The organism is Massilia sp. MP_M2 (assembly GCF_039123635.1).
Taxonomy (GTDB): Bacteria; Pseudomonadota; Gammaproteobacteria; order Burkholderiales; family Burkholderiaceae_D; genus Telluria.
The window spans coordinates 802,594-816,702 of sequence record NZ_JBCHJF010000001.1 but is presented as its reverse complement, the minus strand read 5'-3'; the positions used below and the strand labels follow the sequence as shown (position 1 = coordinate 816,702).

Below are 14,109 nucleotides of genomic sequence, written 5' to 3'. Positions count from 1 at the left end.
TTTTTTATTCAGCAATATTGTAGGAGTGCCGCTGCCGGCACCCCTGCAGTCCCTCAGCGCATGCGTGCCAGGTGACGACGGACCGACAGCAGGGCGCCAACCAGGCCCAGTCCGGCACTGACCGCCAGCAAGCCGGCAATGGCCAGCCCGCCCAGCGGCGCCAGCTGGAATTGCGAGCCGTACAGCCGTGCAAATTCAGCGATGGCGCCATTGAGTGGGTGCAGCGCCAGCGCCACCACGCCCAGCGCCACGCCGCCCGCGCACAGGCCGAGCAGGGCGCCGGTGTAGAAGAACGGGCGGTGAATGAAATCGTTGGTGGCGCCGAGCAGTTGCGAGACGGAGATTTCTTCCTTCTGCGTCAGCACTTGCAGGCGGATGGTATTGAACACCACGGCGATGACGACAATACCGAGCGTGCCGGCCAGCAGCAACAGGGCCAGGCGCAGGATGCCGAGCAGCGCGGCCAGGCGCTTGACCCAGGCAGAGTCGACCTGCACCGTCTCGACGCCCGGCAGGGCACGCAGGCGCTCGGTGATGGCGTCAACCTGCGCCGCGGCGCCTGCGTTGGCGAAGCCGTCCAGTTTCATCACGTAACTGTCCGGCAGCGGATTCTCGCCCAGCGTTTCCAGCACGCCGCCCAGGCTGCTGCGTTCCTTGAGCGACTCCAGGGCTTCTTCGCGCGGCACGAACGTGACCTCGCCCTTGCCTTGCGCCACGATCTGGCGAATCTGCGGCAGCAACGCCTGTGCATCGGGGCGGCTGACATCCTCGCCCATGAACAGGCTGATCTCGGGGTCGACCGATAACTGCTCGGACAGCGGCCGTACATTGTCGAGCAAGGTGAGGCCCGCGAACGGCAGCGTGAGCGCCAGCGCGACGACGAGCACGTTGAACAGGAAGCTGCCGGGCGACTTGCGCACGGTCGACAGCGCGGCCACCAGGGCGAAACGGTGCTGGCGCAACCACGGGCTCATGCTGCACCTCCGACCAGTTGGCCATTTTCGAGCCGGATGACGCGCTCGGCGCGCTCCAGCACGTAATCGTCGTGGGTCGAGATCACGCAGGTGACGCCGACCGCATGGAACGAGCGCAGCGCATCGAGCACCTTGTCGGCCGCGACGCGGTCGAGGTTGGCGGTGGGTTCGTCGGCCAGGATGATCTGCGGCCGGTTGACGATCGCGCGCGCCACGGCCACGCGCTGCTGTTCGCCGCCCGACAGTTCAAGTGGCATCGCGCGCGCGCGGTCGAGCAGGCCGACCTTGTCGAGCGCGGCGCGGGCGCGCTGCTCGGCTTCTGCCGTGCGCGCACCGGTCACCAGCATCGGCAGCATCGTATTGGCCAGGATATTGCGGTCGTTGAGCAGGCGTTGCTGCTGGAAGATGATGCCGATATTGCGGCGCAGGAAAGGAATCCCGGCCGGCTTGATGCGGCCGACGTCATGCCCGCTGACGATCACCTTGCCGCTGGTTGGCCGCTCGACGCCGGCAACCATTTTCATCAGGGTCGACTTGCCCGCGCCCGACGGGCCGGCCAGGTAGACGAGCTCGCCCTTGGCGATGTCGAGCGTGACGTCGTGCAGCGCGTAGCTGCCCCGCGCGTCGCCATGGGTGTACTGCTTCGATACTGACTGGAATGCAATCATGGGGTCCTTGTTCGATCAGCCGAGCAGGGCGTCGACGAATTCTTCGGCATTGAATGGCTGCAGGTCTTCCAGCTTTTCGCCCACGCCGATGAAGTACACGGGAATCGGGCGGTTCTGCGCGATTGCGGCCAGCACGCCGCCCTTGGCGGTGCCATCGAGCTTGGTGACGACCAGGCCGGTCAGGCCCAGCGCATCGTCGAACGCCTTTACTTGCGAAAGCGCGTTCTGGCCCGTGTTGCCGTCGATGACGAGCAGGATTTCATGCGGTGCGCCAAGCATGCCCTTGTCGAGCACGCGCTTGATCTTTTTCAGCTCTTCCATCAGGTGCAGCTGGGTCGGCAGGCGACCGGCCGTGTCGATCATGACGACGTCGGTGCCGCGCGCCTTGCCCGACTGGACCGCGTCGAATGCAACGGCGGCCGGATCGCCCGACTGCTGTGAAATCACGGTGACGTTGTTGCGCTGGCCCCAGACCATTAATTGCTCGCGCGCGGCGGCGCGGAACGTGTCGCCCGCAGCCAGCAGCACCGACTGGTCGAAGCTTTGCATGTGCTTGGCCAGCTTGCCGATGGTGGTGGTCTTGCCGGCGCCGTTCACGCCCGCGATCATCATCACCAACGGGGCGTGGCGGCCCAGTTCAAGCGGCTTTTGCAACGGCAGCAGCATCTCGATCATCAGGCTCTTGAGCGCCCCCTTGACGGCCGCTGCGTCGAGCAGCTTGTCTTCTTTCACCTTGCGGCGCAGTTCGGCGAGCAGGTGTTCGGTGGCGGCAATGCCGGCGTCGGACATCAAGAGCGCCGCTTCGAGTTCTTCGTACAGGTCTTCGTCGATGCGTGCACCGACGAACAGCAGCGACAGGTTGCTCGAGGTCTTGGACAGGCCGGCTTTCAGGCGCGCCATCCACGAGTGTTTCTTTTCCTGCTCGGTGGTGGGGCGCTCGGCGGTTTCCGGGAACAGGTTGCCGCCTTCGTGCAGCACGCTGACTTCAGGCTTGACGCCGGTCTTGATTGCGGGCTTGACCTCGGGCTTGACCTCGGTCTTCACCTCGGTCTTGGCCGCGACGGGCGCCGCTGGCGCTGGCCTGGCGACCGGCGCCGCCGGTGCCGCTGGTGCAGCAGGTGCAACGGGCGCAGTGGGTTCGGGCGCCGGGGTATCGGGCGCTTTCTTTCTTTTGAAGAAGCTGAACATAGTGTCTGGTGGGGGACTTCGTGCGAACGCCGGCGGGGCCGGCGATGAAAAAACGTGCGAATATTTTACCAGAGCAGCAATACGTTCCCGCTTTGCGCGCTAGCGTGCTCCTTTTGCGGCCTCGGCCTGTGCGCGCATCATCTCGAGCGTGGCGTTCGGCGTGATCAGATTGCCGTCGTAACGCAGCTCGATCACGGCCGGCAGCTGTGCCTGCGCGGTGTAGGCCAGCGCGCGCGCCAGGGCCGGTGCGAAGTCGGCGGTCTGGTCGACCACTTCGCCGTGGCCGCCATAGGCGCGTGCCAGCGCCGCGAAATCGGGATTGTGCAGGTTGGTGCCTGACACGCGGCCCGGATAGGTACGCTCCTGGTGCATGCGGATCGTGCCGAACATATTGTTGTTGAAGACCAGGATCACGACGCCGGCGCCGTACTGCACGGCGGTGGCCAGTTCCTGGCCCGTCATCATGAATTCGCCGTCGCCGGCAAAGGTCACCACGGCGCGCTCGGGATGCACGATCTTGGCGGCGACGCCGCTCGGCACCGCATACCCCATCGCGCCATTGGTCGGCGCCAGCTGGGTGCGCATGCCGCCATAGCGGTAGAAGCGGTGTGCCCACGAGGCGTAATTGCCGGCGCCGTTGGTGATGATGGCATCCGCCGGCAATGCACTTTGCAGATCCTGCACCACTTGCCACAGGTCGAGCGGGACGCCTTCGCGCAGCAGGGCCGGTTGCGCCTGCCATGCGGCCAGTTCAACCCTGGCCTGCGTCACGCTGTCCTGCCAGGTTGCATCGACCGGCGCCATCGCGGCGAGCATCGCGCACGCTTGCGGCATGCCGGCCGCGATCATCAGTTCGCCCTGGTACACGCTGCCCAGTTCTTCCGGATCGGGGTGGATGTGCACCAGGCGCTGGGCCGGCACGGGCGCGGCCAGCAGCGTGTAGCCGCCGGTGGTCATTTCGCCCAGGCGCGGGCCGATGGCGATGACCAGGTCGGCGTCTTTCACGCGCGCGGCCAGCTTCGGATTGATGCCGATGCCCACATCGCCGATGTAGTTCGGGTGTGCGTTGTCGAGCAGGTCCTGGAAGCGGAAGGTGCAGCCCACCGGCAGGTGGTTGCGCTCGGCGAACTGCGCCAGGTCGGCGCACGCTTGCGCAGTCCAGGTGCCACCGCCGAGCAGCACGACCGGGCGTTCGGCCTCGGCCAGCATCGTGCGCAGCTGTGCGATCTGGTCGCTTGATGGCGCACCGTGCGCTGGCACATAGGCGCGCGTGTCGGCGACGTCTGCCATTGACACGAGCATGTCTTCGGGCAGTGCCAGCACCACCGGACCCGGACGGCCGCTGGTGGCAACCTGGAACGCGCGCGCCATGTATTCGGGGATGCGGTCGGCGCGGTCGATCTGGGCGACCCACTTGGCCATCTGGCCGTACATGCGGCGGTAGTCGATTTCCTGGAACGCTTCGCGGTCGACAAAGTCGTTGCCGACCTGCCCGATGAACAGGATCATCGGCGTGGAATCCTGGTACGCAGTGTGCACCCCGATCGACGCATTGGTGGCGCCGGGGCCGCGCGTGACGAAGCAGATGCCCGGCTTGCCTGTGAGTTTGCCGTAAGCCTCGGCCATGAACGCCGCGCCCCCTTCCTGGCGGTTGATCACGAACCGGATATTCGAATCATGCAGCGCGTCGAGCACGTCCAGGTAGCTTTCGCCGGGGACACCGAAGGCGGTATCGACGCCGTGGATGGAGAGGGCATCGACCAGGATCTGGCCGCCGGTGCGGGAAGGGTGCGTCATGGGGGGATCGTCCTTATAGGGTTCGCTTGCAAAGCATTCTATGTGAGCGCTCAAAACACGGCTTTTGAAATAACGACACTAAATTTCAGATTCGTCGCAACGCATGAAGTTACTGAAAAACAACGGCTTCATGCGTAAAGAATAGCTTTGAGGAAATGTTTCTTTTCGGATTGATGCGTACATACCGTCAAACCTACATTTGCGGGGCAACGATCGTTGTCAAAAAATATAACGCCAATAGGGAATACGGAATGAAAAAGACCATGACATCCATAGTAGCCGCGTCGATTGCGCTGGCTGGATGCGCGACTGCATCGAAGGATGTGCCAATCGCCTACACGTCACCGATGCAGTATCAGTCTTACGACTGCGATCAGCTGGGCAGCGAAATCCAGCGTATCCAGTCGCGCGTCGGGCAACTGGGAAGTCGCCTGGATGAAGCTGCATCGAACGACAAGGCCATTGCCGGCGTCGGCATCATTCTGTTCTGGCCTGCGCTGTTTGCACTGGGTGGTACGAAGCAACAGGAAGCTGACTACGCTCGTCTTCGAGGCGAGTATGAAGCAACCCATCAGGCGGCCATCCTGAAAAAATGCCCTGGAGCGGTTGGCACATCTGCCAGTCTGATCGGGCCAGCGCGCGTTGCTCCAGCGACCGCCACCGCCGCAGCGCTCTGAGAGGGTATCGATGTCGACACGTAAACTGACTTCGGTAGCGCTTGCTCTGACGCTGATCCTGTCCGGCTGCGCTGCGCCCGCGCGGATTGACCAGATGATTGCCCATTCATCGCCACAACAAAGGGTCGCGCCGACGCCTCTTCGCAGCAGTATTGCTGTTCGCGATGTTACAGGGGGCAAGGAAACGAACCCCATGTGGGTGTCCAATGTCGGCAACGGCGAATTCGAACAGGCTCTGGAAGGGTCGCTGAGAGAAGTCGGCCTGCTGGCTAACGGCAAGCAAATGGGCAAGTACATGCTGGTGGCGCACCTGGAGCGTGTCGATCAGCCGATGATGGGATTCGATATGACCGTGACGGTCGGCGTGACGTATTCCCTCGTCGAGCGTTCTACCGGCAAAGAACGCTTGAATCGTCGCATCTCGGTGCCGTACACCGCATCATTCAGTGAGGCATTTTCCGGTGTCGAGCGCCTTCGGGTCGCAAATGAAGGTGCGGTACGCGCGAACATTGCCAAATTGATCGAAGAATTGTTCGGCCTCGGCGCCGAATCGATTGCGCTCAATTAGCGGTTCTCCATCAGGGATTTGCGGAGCAGGTCTGTCATGCTACGACGATTCCCTGATCACTTCTTCAAACGGGTACAATACGCCCCGTGAAGCAGGCCAGGCAGTCGCTGGTCCACGCCGCAAGGTCGTGGACGGGAGGAAGGTCCGGACTCCATAGAGCAGGGTGACGGTTAACGGCCGTCCGCCGAAATCCGCTGGCGCAAGCCAGTGGTACAAGGCGAGGAATAGGGCCACAGAGACGAGCGTATTTAGTTACGGTGAAACGCGGTAACCTCCACTCGGAGCAATTCCAAATAGGCACGCGTTGATGTTGCTCGCGGAGCGTGCGGGTAGGAAGCTTGAGCGCTGGAGTAATTCAGCGCCTAGAGGAATGATTGTCCAAGTGTCGCCGCAAGGTGGCGCTACACAGAATCCGGCCTATCGGCCTGCTTTACACATAATTCATGACGCGCACCGCTCGGTGCGCGTTTTCCCCGGTCGTCCCGGAGACCTAAGTGCCCCACTACATCCTCGCCCTCGACCAGGGCACCACCAGTTCGCGTGCGATCGTGTTCGACGATGCCGGCGTGGCCATCGCCAGCTGCCAGCGCGAATTTGCGCAGCATTTCCCGCAGCCCGGCTGGGTCGAGCACGATCCGCGCGACATCTGGGACAGCCAGCTCGCCTGCGCGCGCGCCGCGCTGACCGACAGCCGCATCGATCCTTCGCGCATCGCCGCGATCGGTATCGCCAACCAGCGCGAAACGACGCTCCTGTGGGACCGCGCTACCGGTGAACCCGTGGCCAACGCCATTGTCTGGCAGGACCGGCGCACGGCCGGCGCCTGCGACCGGCTGCGCGAGGCGGGCAGGGCGGCGATGATCGCCGAGCTGACCGGCCTGGAACTGGACGCTTATTTTTCTGCGACCAAGCTGCAATGGCTGCTCGACCATGTCCCCGGCGCGCGCAAGCGGGCCGAGCGGGGCGAGCTGGCCTTCGGCACCGTCGACAGCTATCTGGTGTACCGCCTGTGCGGGCGGCACGTGACCGACACCAGCAATGCCGCGCGCACGATGCTGTGCAACATCCACACGCTGGCCTGGGATGACGCCCTGCTGGCGCTGTTCGACATCCCGCGCGCGGTGCTGCCCGAGATCGTGCCCAGCAGCGGCGTGGCCGGGCATGCCGCCGCCGAGTGGTTCGGCCACCCGATCCCGATTGCCGGCATCGCCGGCGACCAGCAGGCGGCCACCTTCGGCCAGGCGTGCCACCGCAAGGGCATGGTCAAGAATACCTATGGCACCGGCTGCTTCATGCTGATGCATGCCGGCGCCGCGCCACCGGTATCGCACCACCGCTTGCTGGCGACTGTCGGCTGGACGCTCGACGGGCGCACCGACTACCTGCTCGAAGGCAGCGTTTTCATGGGCGGGGCGACGGTGCAGTGGTTGCGCGACGGCCTGGGCATCATCGGCCAGTCGCGCGAGGTCGAGGCGCTGTCCACCAGCGTGCCCGACAGCGGCGGCGTGATGCTGGTGCCGGCGTTCACCGGCCTGGGCGCGCCGCACTGGGATCCGTATGCACGCGCCGCCATCCTCGGCATGACGCGGGGCACGACGGGCGCCCACATCGCGCGCGCCGCGCTCGAAGCGATTGCCTACCAGAGCGCCGAACTGCTGACGGCGATGCAGAAGGACGCCGCCTGCGCCGTCACCGAACTGCGCGCCGATGGCGGGGCAGCGCGCAACGACCTGCTGATGCAATTCCAGGCCGACCTGCTCGGCATCCCCGTGGTGCGTCCGCGCGTGACCGAGACCACGGCGCTGGGCGCCGCCTGGCTTGCCGGCCTGGCATGCGGCATCTGGGAATCGCCGGCAGCACTTGAACACCAGTGGCAGGTCGACACCTGTTTCGAGCCCCGGATGGACGCCGGGCGCCGCGCCGTGCTGATGGCGCGCTGGGCGCGGGCGGTGGCGCATTCACGGTCATGGGCGGAACCTGAAGCGTAGATCAGCGGTCTCATGACAGCGATGTAAGGCGTGTTGCAAAAAAAACGGCCAGCGTGCCCACGGTCGGCAATGCCGACACGCTCTATGGCGCCAGCTTTGCCGGCCACGGCACCGTGCAGTATGGCTTTGGCAGCGTGCCGCTGAGCGCGGCCTGCACCGCCAACAGCACGTACCAGATCGCGCTGAACTGCGGCGTGTCCGGCAATTTGGGGGCGCGCACGATGAAGAACAGCGTGATCGGGCAAACGCTGACCGACCGGATCTCCGCCACGCCCGACGGTCCGGCCTGGGGCGATGGGCTGGGGGGCACCATGGTCTACAGCGGCACCGGCAGCGCGTAGGCCGTCATGATGCACGGTATCGTGCCGCGCCGGGCGTGCGCCCGGCGACGCTCAGGCTGCGGCTTCGAGTTGGCTGATCAATTCGCCCAGCGGCATCGGGCGACTGAACAGGAAACCCTGCATGCAGGGTTTGCCATGCGACGCGAGAAACTGCGCCTGTTCCCGGGTTTCGATGCCTTCGGCGACCACGCGCAGACCGAGCTGGCCGGCCATCGCGAGGATGGACTTGACCAGCGCCGTGCCATTCACGTCGTGGGGCATGTCGCGCATGAAGCCCTTGTCGATCTTCAGTTCGTACAACGGCATTTTCTGCAGGTAGGCCAGGCTCGAGTAGCCGGTGCCGAAGTCGTCGATCGAGAAGCGGATGCCCAGCTCGGCCAGGACATGCATCCGGACCACGGTGGCGTCCATGTTCTCGACCAGCAGGCCCTCCGTCAATTCGAAGATCAGCTGGGTGGCGGGCACGCCCGTCTCGTCGAGGACCGAACGCACGACATCGACGAAGTCGGCTTGCTGGAACTGACGCGGACTGACGTTGATCGACAGCGGCAGCGCATGGCCCGCCTGGGACAGGCGCAGCCAGGCCTGGCATGCCTGACGCAGTACCCAGGTTCCCAGCGGTATGATCAACCCGGTTTTTTCGGCAATCGGAATGAACACATCGGGCGGCACCAGCACGCCGTCGGCACGGCGCCAGCGCAACAGCGATTCCGCGCCGATCGGTTTGCCATCGGGGCTGACCTGAAGCTGCAAGTGCAGCGCGAACTCGTCGTTGTCGAGGGCATTGCCCAGGTCGCGTTCGAGCATCAGGGTGTTTTCGGCGGCGGCCAGCATCGTCGTCTCGAACAGGGCGGCGCCGTTGCGCCCCGCGGCCTTGGCATGGTACATCGCCGTATCGGCTTCGCGCAGCAGATCCTGGGCGGTCTGTTCTGGCCGGGTGGGCAGGGAAATACCCACGCTTCCCGACGATTGGTACACCTGGCCATCGATCTCGATGGATCGGCGCAGGGCAGTGCCGATGCGCTCGGCCAGCGCCACCGCTGCAGCAGTCGCAGCAGCGGCGTCGTCGCCAAGATGCTCGGCAAGCACGACGAATTCGTCACCGCCCAGGCGTGCCACCGTATCGCGCCCGTGGACGGTATCGCGCAGGATGCCTGCCACGTGTTTCAGCAACGCATCGCCGGTCGCATGGCCGCGGGCATCATTGACGCTCTTGAAGTTGTCGAGGTCGAGGTAGAGTACGGCCCCGATCCCTTCGCCGCGCTGCGCCTTGTCGCTCAAGGCGCAGAGGCGCTCCATCAGCAGCCGCCGGTTCGGCAGCTCGGTCAGCACGTCGTAGAACGCCAGCTTGCGGATCGATTCGGCAGACTGGCGTTTTTCGGTGATGTCGCGGCCGACGGCAACCCAGTGCGTGATCGGTCCGCCCTCGCTGGCGAATGGCGCGATATCGACTTCCACCCAGCGCGGCTCGCCTGCTTTCGTGTAATTGACCAACTGCGCCGACGCGGCTTCGTAGCGCCCCATGGCATCGGCCAGGGTAGCGACGGTTTCGGTGCTGGTTTCCGGGCCGTGCAGCGCATGCAGGCTTCGCCCGATGATTTCGTCGAAGCGATAGCCGCTGTGGCGCTCGAAGGCGGCATTGGCGAAGATGATCGGTTGGTGCGTGGCGTTGCCGGGAATCGCCTGGACGATCAGTACCATGTCGTTCAAGCCCGCCAGTGCAGCCGAAGTCAGGCGCCATTCCTGATTCACACGCCGCAGTGCGATGCGCTCCTGCTCGAGCGACTCGGACACTGCGTCAGCCTTGTTCAGCGACCGCGACAAGCCCTTGAGCATGCTGCCCGCCGTCAGCGTACCCAGGGTGCCGACACACGCATAGTTCAGGGCGAAAATCAGTGCGCCAACGAGCGAATCACGCGCGAAGTTAGCAATGGTCAGCTCGCTGTGGCCGGCCACGCCAAGGACGACGATCGAAAGCGCGCCGGCTCCGATCGTGACATACGCAGCGCGCTGGCCCAGCAGGATCACGGCGATGACGGGTGTGGCGAGAAGGTAGCAAAGTCCGACCGCGCCGACAGTCACCATCGAGCCGACAGCAACGAAGAACATCATGCCAAGAAAGCTGACGACCCTGGCCGTGTACGACCAGCGATCCAGCCGGCAGATCGCCAGGATCCATGCCAGTGCGATCGTGTCCATCAAGGCGACCTGCGGATAGCCTTGGTAGACGGCGACCAGCGCGCTTGGCACTGCAACGACCAGCGACAGCACGAGCACGGCCGACATCAGCCTGGCAAATGCACGCACGCGCCACCTGAACAGGTAGCGATTGATTTTATGAGTCATGCTGACTGCCCATTATTACAACTATTATCATATTAATTTCACACAGGAAACATTCTATCACTTTGTATCAGAGCACGCGATTCAGGCACGCACTTGTTGCGCATTTGCGACCAGCGCCGTCAAGTCCATGCTGGTCCTGATTGCACCGGTTCTAAGCCATGAACAGACCACGAGTTCACGTTCTTATCGGCAATACATTTCGAGCGCTGACTATTAAGCTGTCGGGAAACAATCTCACCTGTCGTATCGCGACTGACCATGCCGCCAACCGCTGATCTCAACTTTCTTCGCCTGCAACACCTCGATGAGCGGCGCAGACCGCTGGTCGTGCGGTCGATTACGCTCATGGCAGGCGCTTGCCTGTTGCTGATCGGCCTGCATTGCTGGAGCTTGTGGGCGTCGCGCCAGGTAGAACTTGACCAGACGGCAGTCAGCACCGAAAACATGGCGCGTGCCCTGGCGTCGCACGCCGAGCGCTCGCTGACGGTGGCCGACTCGGCACTGGCCGAGCTGGTCGAACGGGTCGAGCAGTCAGGAACCCAGCCGCTTGACGTGCAGCACCTGCATGCGCGGATGGCGCGCATCACCCGCACCAGCGAAGAAGTGCGGGAGTTGTACATCTTCGGTCTGGATGGCGTGCGTCTGGCAACCTCGCTGCCAACGGTGCTACCGGGCAACATCCTGGACCGCGAATATTTTCGGTATCACATGACCCATACCGAGCTGGGCACGCGCATCGGCAAGCCGATCTTCAGCCGCTCAACGGGCATCCAGACGATTCCCGTATCGCGCCGGATCAACCGGCCCGATGGCAGTTTCGGCGGCGTTGCAATGGCATCGCTCAATCTCGATTTCTTCGGCAAGTTCTACGACAGCTTCGACGTCGGCCGCACCGGCACGATCATCCTGGCCATCAATGACGGCACATTGCTGTACCGTCGCCCGTTCAACGCAGCGATGGTGGGGACGAGCATCAGCAACGGCCCGGTGTTCCAGACGTATGCCAAATCGGGCCCCGTCGGGACGGCGATGATGACGTCCAGGATCGATCGCGTCGAGCGCCTGTACAGCTACCGCCATCTGGACGGCTTTCCGCTGCTGGTGGCGACGGCCCAGGCGAAGGCCGAAATCCTGGACGGCTGGTGGATGGCACTGATCAAGATGAGCTGCGTGGTCGTGTTCGCCGTGTGCATGCTCGGCTGGGGAGGGCACCGCATGATCAGCCAGTTGCGCCTGCGCGAGGCGCTGGAGTCCGAATTGCGCGCGGCGCGCAGTGCGCTCGAACTGCACAATGTATCGCTGCGCCACATGGCCGACGCCGACGCCCTGACTGGGCTGGCCAACCGGCGCCGCTTCGATGAAGTGCTGGCCCTGGAGTACGAACGCGGGCGGCGCAGCGGGCTGCCGTTTTCACTGATCCTGCTCGACATCGACCATTTCAAGAAGTTCAATGACTGCTACGGCCACGTCGCCGGCGACGAGTGCCTGCGCCGGGTCGCGGGAGCGATCGCCTCGGGGCCACGGCGCCCGACCGACCTGACGGCGCGTTACGGCGGCGAAGAGTTTGCGATCATCCTGCCGGATACCGACAACGACGGCGCCCGCGCGGTCGCCGAGAACATCCGCTCTGCCGTGCAGGCGCTCGGCCTGGCGCACGAGGGGAGTGCATACGGCCACGTCTCCATCAGTCTCGGAGTCCATACCTGCAATCAGGCCGAGCCCACCTGCGGAACGCCGCTCGCCTGCATCGAGGCTGCCGACCAACTGCTGTATCAGGCCAAGATGGACGGGCGCAATCGCCTTGCCGCTGCTGCGTAGGGACGGGCGGTGGTCCGGCGTTGTTCACCCCGGCGCCAGCTGATGCAAGACCATCATTTCGATCGTGCGCGGGCGCCGACAGGTTCAGGGCCGCTTCAGGCGGCCGACAATGCTCGCGACCTTGGTGGTGATCATGTCGACCGCCGGGCCGTTCGCGCCATGCGGCAGAATCACGTCGGCATTGCGCTTGGTGGGCTCGATGAACTGCTTGTGCATCGGGCGGACGGTGTCCAGGTACTGGCCGACGATGCTCTCCAGCGAACGGCCGCGTTCGGCGATATCGCGCTGCATGCGGCGGATGAAGCGCACATCGGACGCCGTATCGACAAAGATCTTCAGCGACATCATGTCGCGCAGAGCGGCGTCATACAGGGCAAACAACCCTTCGACCACGATCACCGGAGCCGGTTTGACGTGGATGGTCTTGTCCGAGCGGTTGTCGATCGTGAAATCATACTCGGGCATCGCGATCGCCTCGCCATTGCGCAGGGCCTGGACGTGCTGGATCAGCAACGGCCAGTCGAACGCGTGCGGATGATCGTAGTTCTGCTGGCGGCGTACTTCAGGGGGCAGGTCGGACTGGTCGCGGTAGTAATCGTCCTGCATCACGATCGAGACCATGTCGGCGCCGAACGACGCCAGCACTTGCTGGGACACCGTGGACTTGCCACTACCGCTGCCACCGGCGACACCAATGACGAACGGCGTAAAGGGAATGGGGTTCATCCCCGCATGATACCGGAGAGGCGCGCAGGCCGACAGGGCAGGCCTGGCGATTATCTGGCGTGAATGTCAGGGGTCAGAAGTAGGCGGTGACGCGACCGGCGTCCGGTCCGGCGCTGCGCAGCGATGGCGCGCTTGGGGCATCGATGAGATAGGGCGTGGTCGGGCTGGCGCAGCGGACCTGCACGGCGGCACCGGCATCGATCGAGCAGGTGGCCACGACCGTCAGGCGCGCTTCGAAGCTTGCCGGGACCACGTGCGCATCCGCGCCGCCCGATGAAGACCACCATCGCCACTTTGCTGGGGGCACGTGCAAACGCAGTGCAGTTCGATACGAGGATGGGTTGTAGCGGTATTTCGGGTTTGGCGGTATTTGCGTGCCGATTCGACCTGATCTGTTTCACCGAGGACCGAATTGCCACCAAGAAATTATGATAAAGATAAAAACGGTTATCGATTTTGCAGCATTATGACGACGTAGAGAATAGTCAACCAAGGAAACATTAGTTTAAAAAAGAAATTCTAGGCACTGCTTTCGGGCAGCTTCGCCAGCAAGCTGGCCACTGCACCGATCAATTCCATCGGGCTGAACGGCTTTACGATGTACAGATCGGCGCCTGCGGCCATGCCCGCCGCGACATCGCTTTGCTGGCCGCAGGCCGACAGCAGCACGATCTTGACGCCGGCGTTGGCGGGGTCCTGCCGCAGCTGGGCGCAGACGTCGAGGCCGCTGGCGCCAGGGCCGAGCCAGATGTCGAGCATGACCACGTCAGGCCGTTCGGCAGCAAACAGGGCAAGGGCCTGCTCGGCGTTGCCCGCTTCGACAATACGACCCAGCGTTTGCAGGCTCAGGGAGATCAGTAGCCGCAGTTCGTCCTGGTCATCGACAACAAGAATGGTAGTGGCGGCCATCGTCATGTGCCCATGGTGGAGGCAGGGAAGAATGCGCCAGCCTGGGTGGGCGGTGGCGGTGGTGTCGGCCCGTAGGGCAGGGGGGACAGGAAAGCGTTCATGGATGGTC

Annotated in this window: 13 protein-coding genes and 1 other RNA gene; 6 read left to right on the top strand and 8 right to left on the bottom strand. The window is 64.0% G+C overall.

All coding sequences use genetic code 11. From position 1 onward, the window contains the following. Positions 1-53 precede the first annotated feature (53 nt). The 4 genes from ftsX to RCH14_RS03630 all read right to left on the bottom strand — a co-directional run bounded on the left by ftsX (position 54) and on the right by RCH14_RS03630 (position 4,627). On the bottom strand, positions 54-974 hold the full coding sequence (gene ftsX / locus RCH14_RS03645; RefSeq protein WP_343024786.1) for a permease-like cell division protein FtsX: 921 nt from the start codon (positions 972-974) through the stop codon (positions 54-56). Then, positions 971-1,642, bottom strand: coding sequence for an ATP-binding cassette domain-containing protein (locus tag RCH14_RS03640; RefSeq protein WP_343024785.1), 672 nt, complete (start codon positions 1,640-1,642; stop codon positions 971-973). Before RCH14_RS03640 ends, ftsX begins: the two co-directional genes overlap by 4 nt. A 15-nt stretch (positions 1,643-1,657) precedes the next feature. Further along, positions 1,658-2,830 carry a signal recognition particle-docking protein FtsY gene (gene ftsY / locus RCH14_RS03635; RefSeq protein WP_343024784.1) on the bottom strand — a complete coding sequence of 391 codons (1,173 nt, stop codon included), beginning with the start codon at positions 2,828-2,830 and terminating at the stop codon, positions 1,658-1,660. A gap of 99 nt (positions 2,831-2,929) precedes the next feature. Next, the gene (locus RCH14_RS03630; protein ID WP_343024783.1) at positions 2,930-4,627 is read right to left on the bottom strand and encodes a thiamine pyrophosphate-binding protein; all 1,698 of its coding nucleotides are present in this window, start codon (positions 4,625-4,627) and stop codon (positions 2,930-2,932) included. A 251-nt stretch (positions 4,628-4,878) separates the two neighbouring features. Here RCH14_RS03630 and RCH14_RS03625 point away from each other — a divergent pair, with 251 nt between their 5' ends. The 5 genes from RCH14_RS03625 to RCH14_RS03605 all read left to right on the top strand — a co-directional run bounded on the left by RCH14_RS03625 (position 4,879) and on the right by RCH14_RS03605 (position 8,201). Further along, complete coding sequence (locus tag RCH14_RS03625; protein ID WP_343024782.1) at positions 4,879-5,304, top strand: hypothetical protein; 426 nt, start codon at positions 4,879-4,881, stop codon at positions 5,302-5,304. Between the two features lie 10 nt (positions 5,305-5,314). Then, complete coding sequence (locus RCH14_RS03620) at positions 5,315-5,872, top strand: hypothetical protein (RefSeq protein WP_343024781.1); 558 nt, start codon at positions 5,315-5,317, stop codon at positions 5,870-5,872. An 88-nt stretch (positions 5,873-5,960) separates the two neighbouring features. Beyond that, positions 5,961-6,308, top strand: an RNA gene (gene rnpB / locus RCH14_RS03615) — RNase P RNA component class A. A 58-nt stretch (positions 6,309-6,366) separates the two neighbouring features. Further along, positions 6,367-7,860: a glycerol kinase GlpK gene (gene glpK, locus RCH14_RS03610; protein WP_343024780.1), complete on the top strand. Its 1,494-nt coding sequence runs from the start codon at positions 6,367-6,369 to the stop codon at positions 7,858-7,860. 53 nt (positions 7,861-7,913) lie between these two features. Continuing rightward, positions 7,914-8,201 (top strand): hypothetical protein, encoded by a 288-nt coding sequence (locus tag RCH14_RS03605; RefSeq protein WP_343024779.1) that lies wholly within the window; start codon positions 7,914-7,916, stop codon positions 8,199-8,201. Positions 8,202-8,252: 51 nt separating this feature from the next. Here RCH14_RS03605 and RCH14_RS03600 read toward each other — a convergent pair whose 3' ends face one another. Then, on the bottom strand, positions 8,253-10,547 hold the full coding sequence (locus tag RCH14_RS03600; protein ID WP_343024778.1) for an EAL domain-containing protein: 2,295 nt from the start codon (positions 10,545-10,547) through the stop codon (positions 8,253-8,255). A 345-nt stretch (positions 10,548-10,892) separates the two neighbouring features. Between RCH14_RS03600 and RCH14_RS03595 the strand changes: the two genes are divergently transcribed. Further along, complete coding sequence (locus RCH14_RS03595) at positions 10,893-12,365, top strand: diguanylate cyclase (protein WP_343024777.1); 1,473 nt, start codon at positions 10,893-10,895, stop codon at positions 12,363-12,365. An 84-nt stretch (positions 12,366-12,449) separates the two neighbouring features. Here the strand turns inward: RCH14_RS03595 and udk are convergent, their stop codons facing one another. The 3 genes from udk to RCH14_RS03580 form a co-directional block, all read right to left on the bottom strand. Beyond that, on the bottom strand, positions 12,450-13,091 hold the full coding sequence (gene udk, locus RCH14_RS03590) for a uridine kinase (RefSeq protein WP_343024776.1): 642 nt from the start codon (positions 13,089-13,091) through the stop codon (positions 12,450-12,452). Positions 13,092-13,164: 73 nt separating this feature from the next. Beyond that, positions 13,165-13,344 carry a hypothetical protein gene (locus tag RCH14_RS03585; protein ID WP_343024775.1) on the bottom strand — a complete coding sequence of 60 codons (180 nt, stop codon included), beginning with the start codon at positions 13,342-13,344 and terminating at the stop codon, positions 13,165-13,167. Between the two features lie 266 nt (positions 13,345-13,610). Then, entirely contained in the window at positions 13,611-14,000 is a 390-nt protein-coding gene (locus RCH14_RS03580; protein WP_343024774.1) for a response regulator, read from the bottom strand. Between the last annotated feature and the right edge of the window lie 109 nt (positions 14,001-14,109).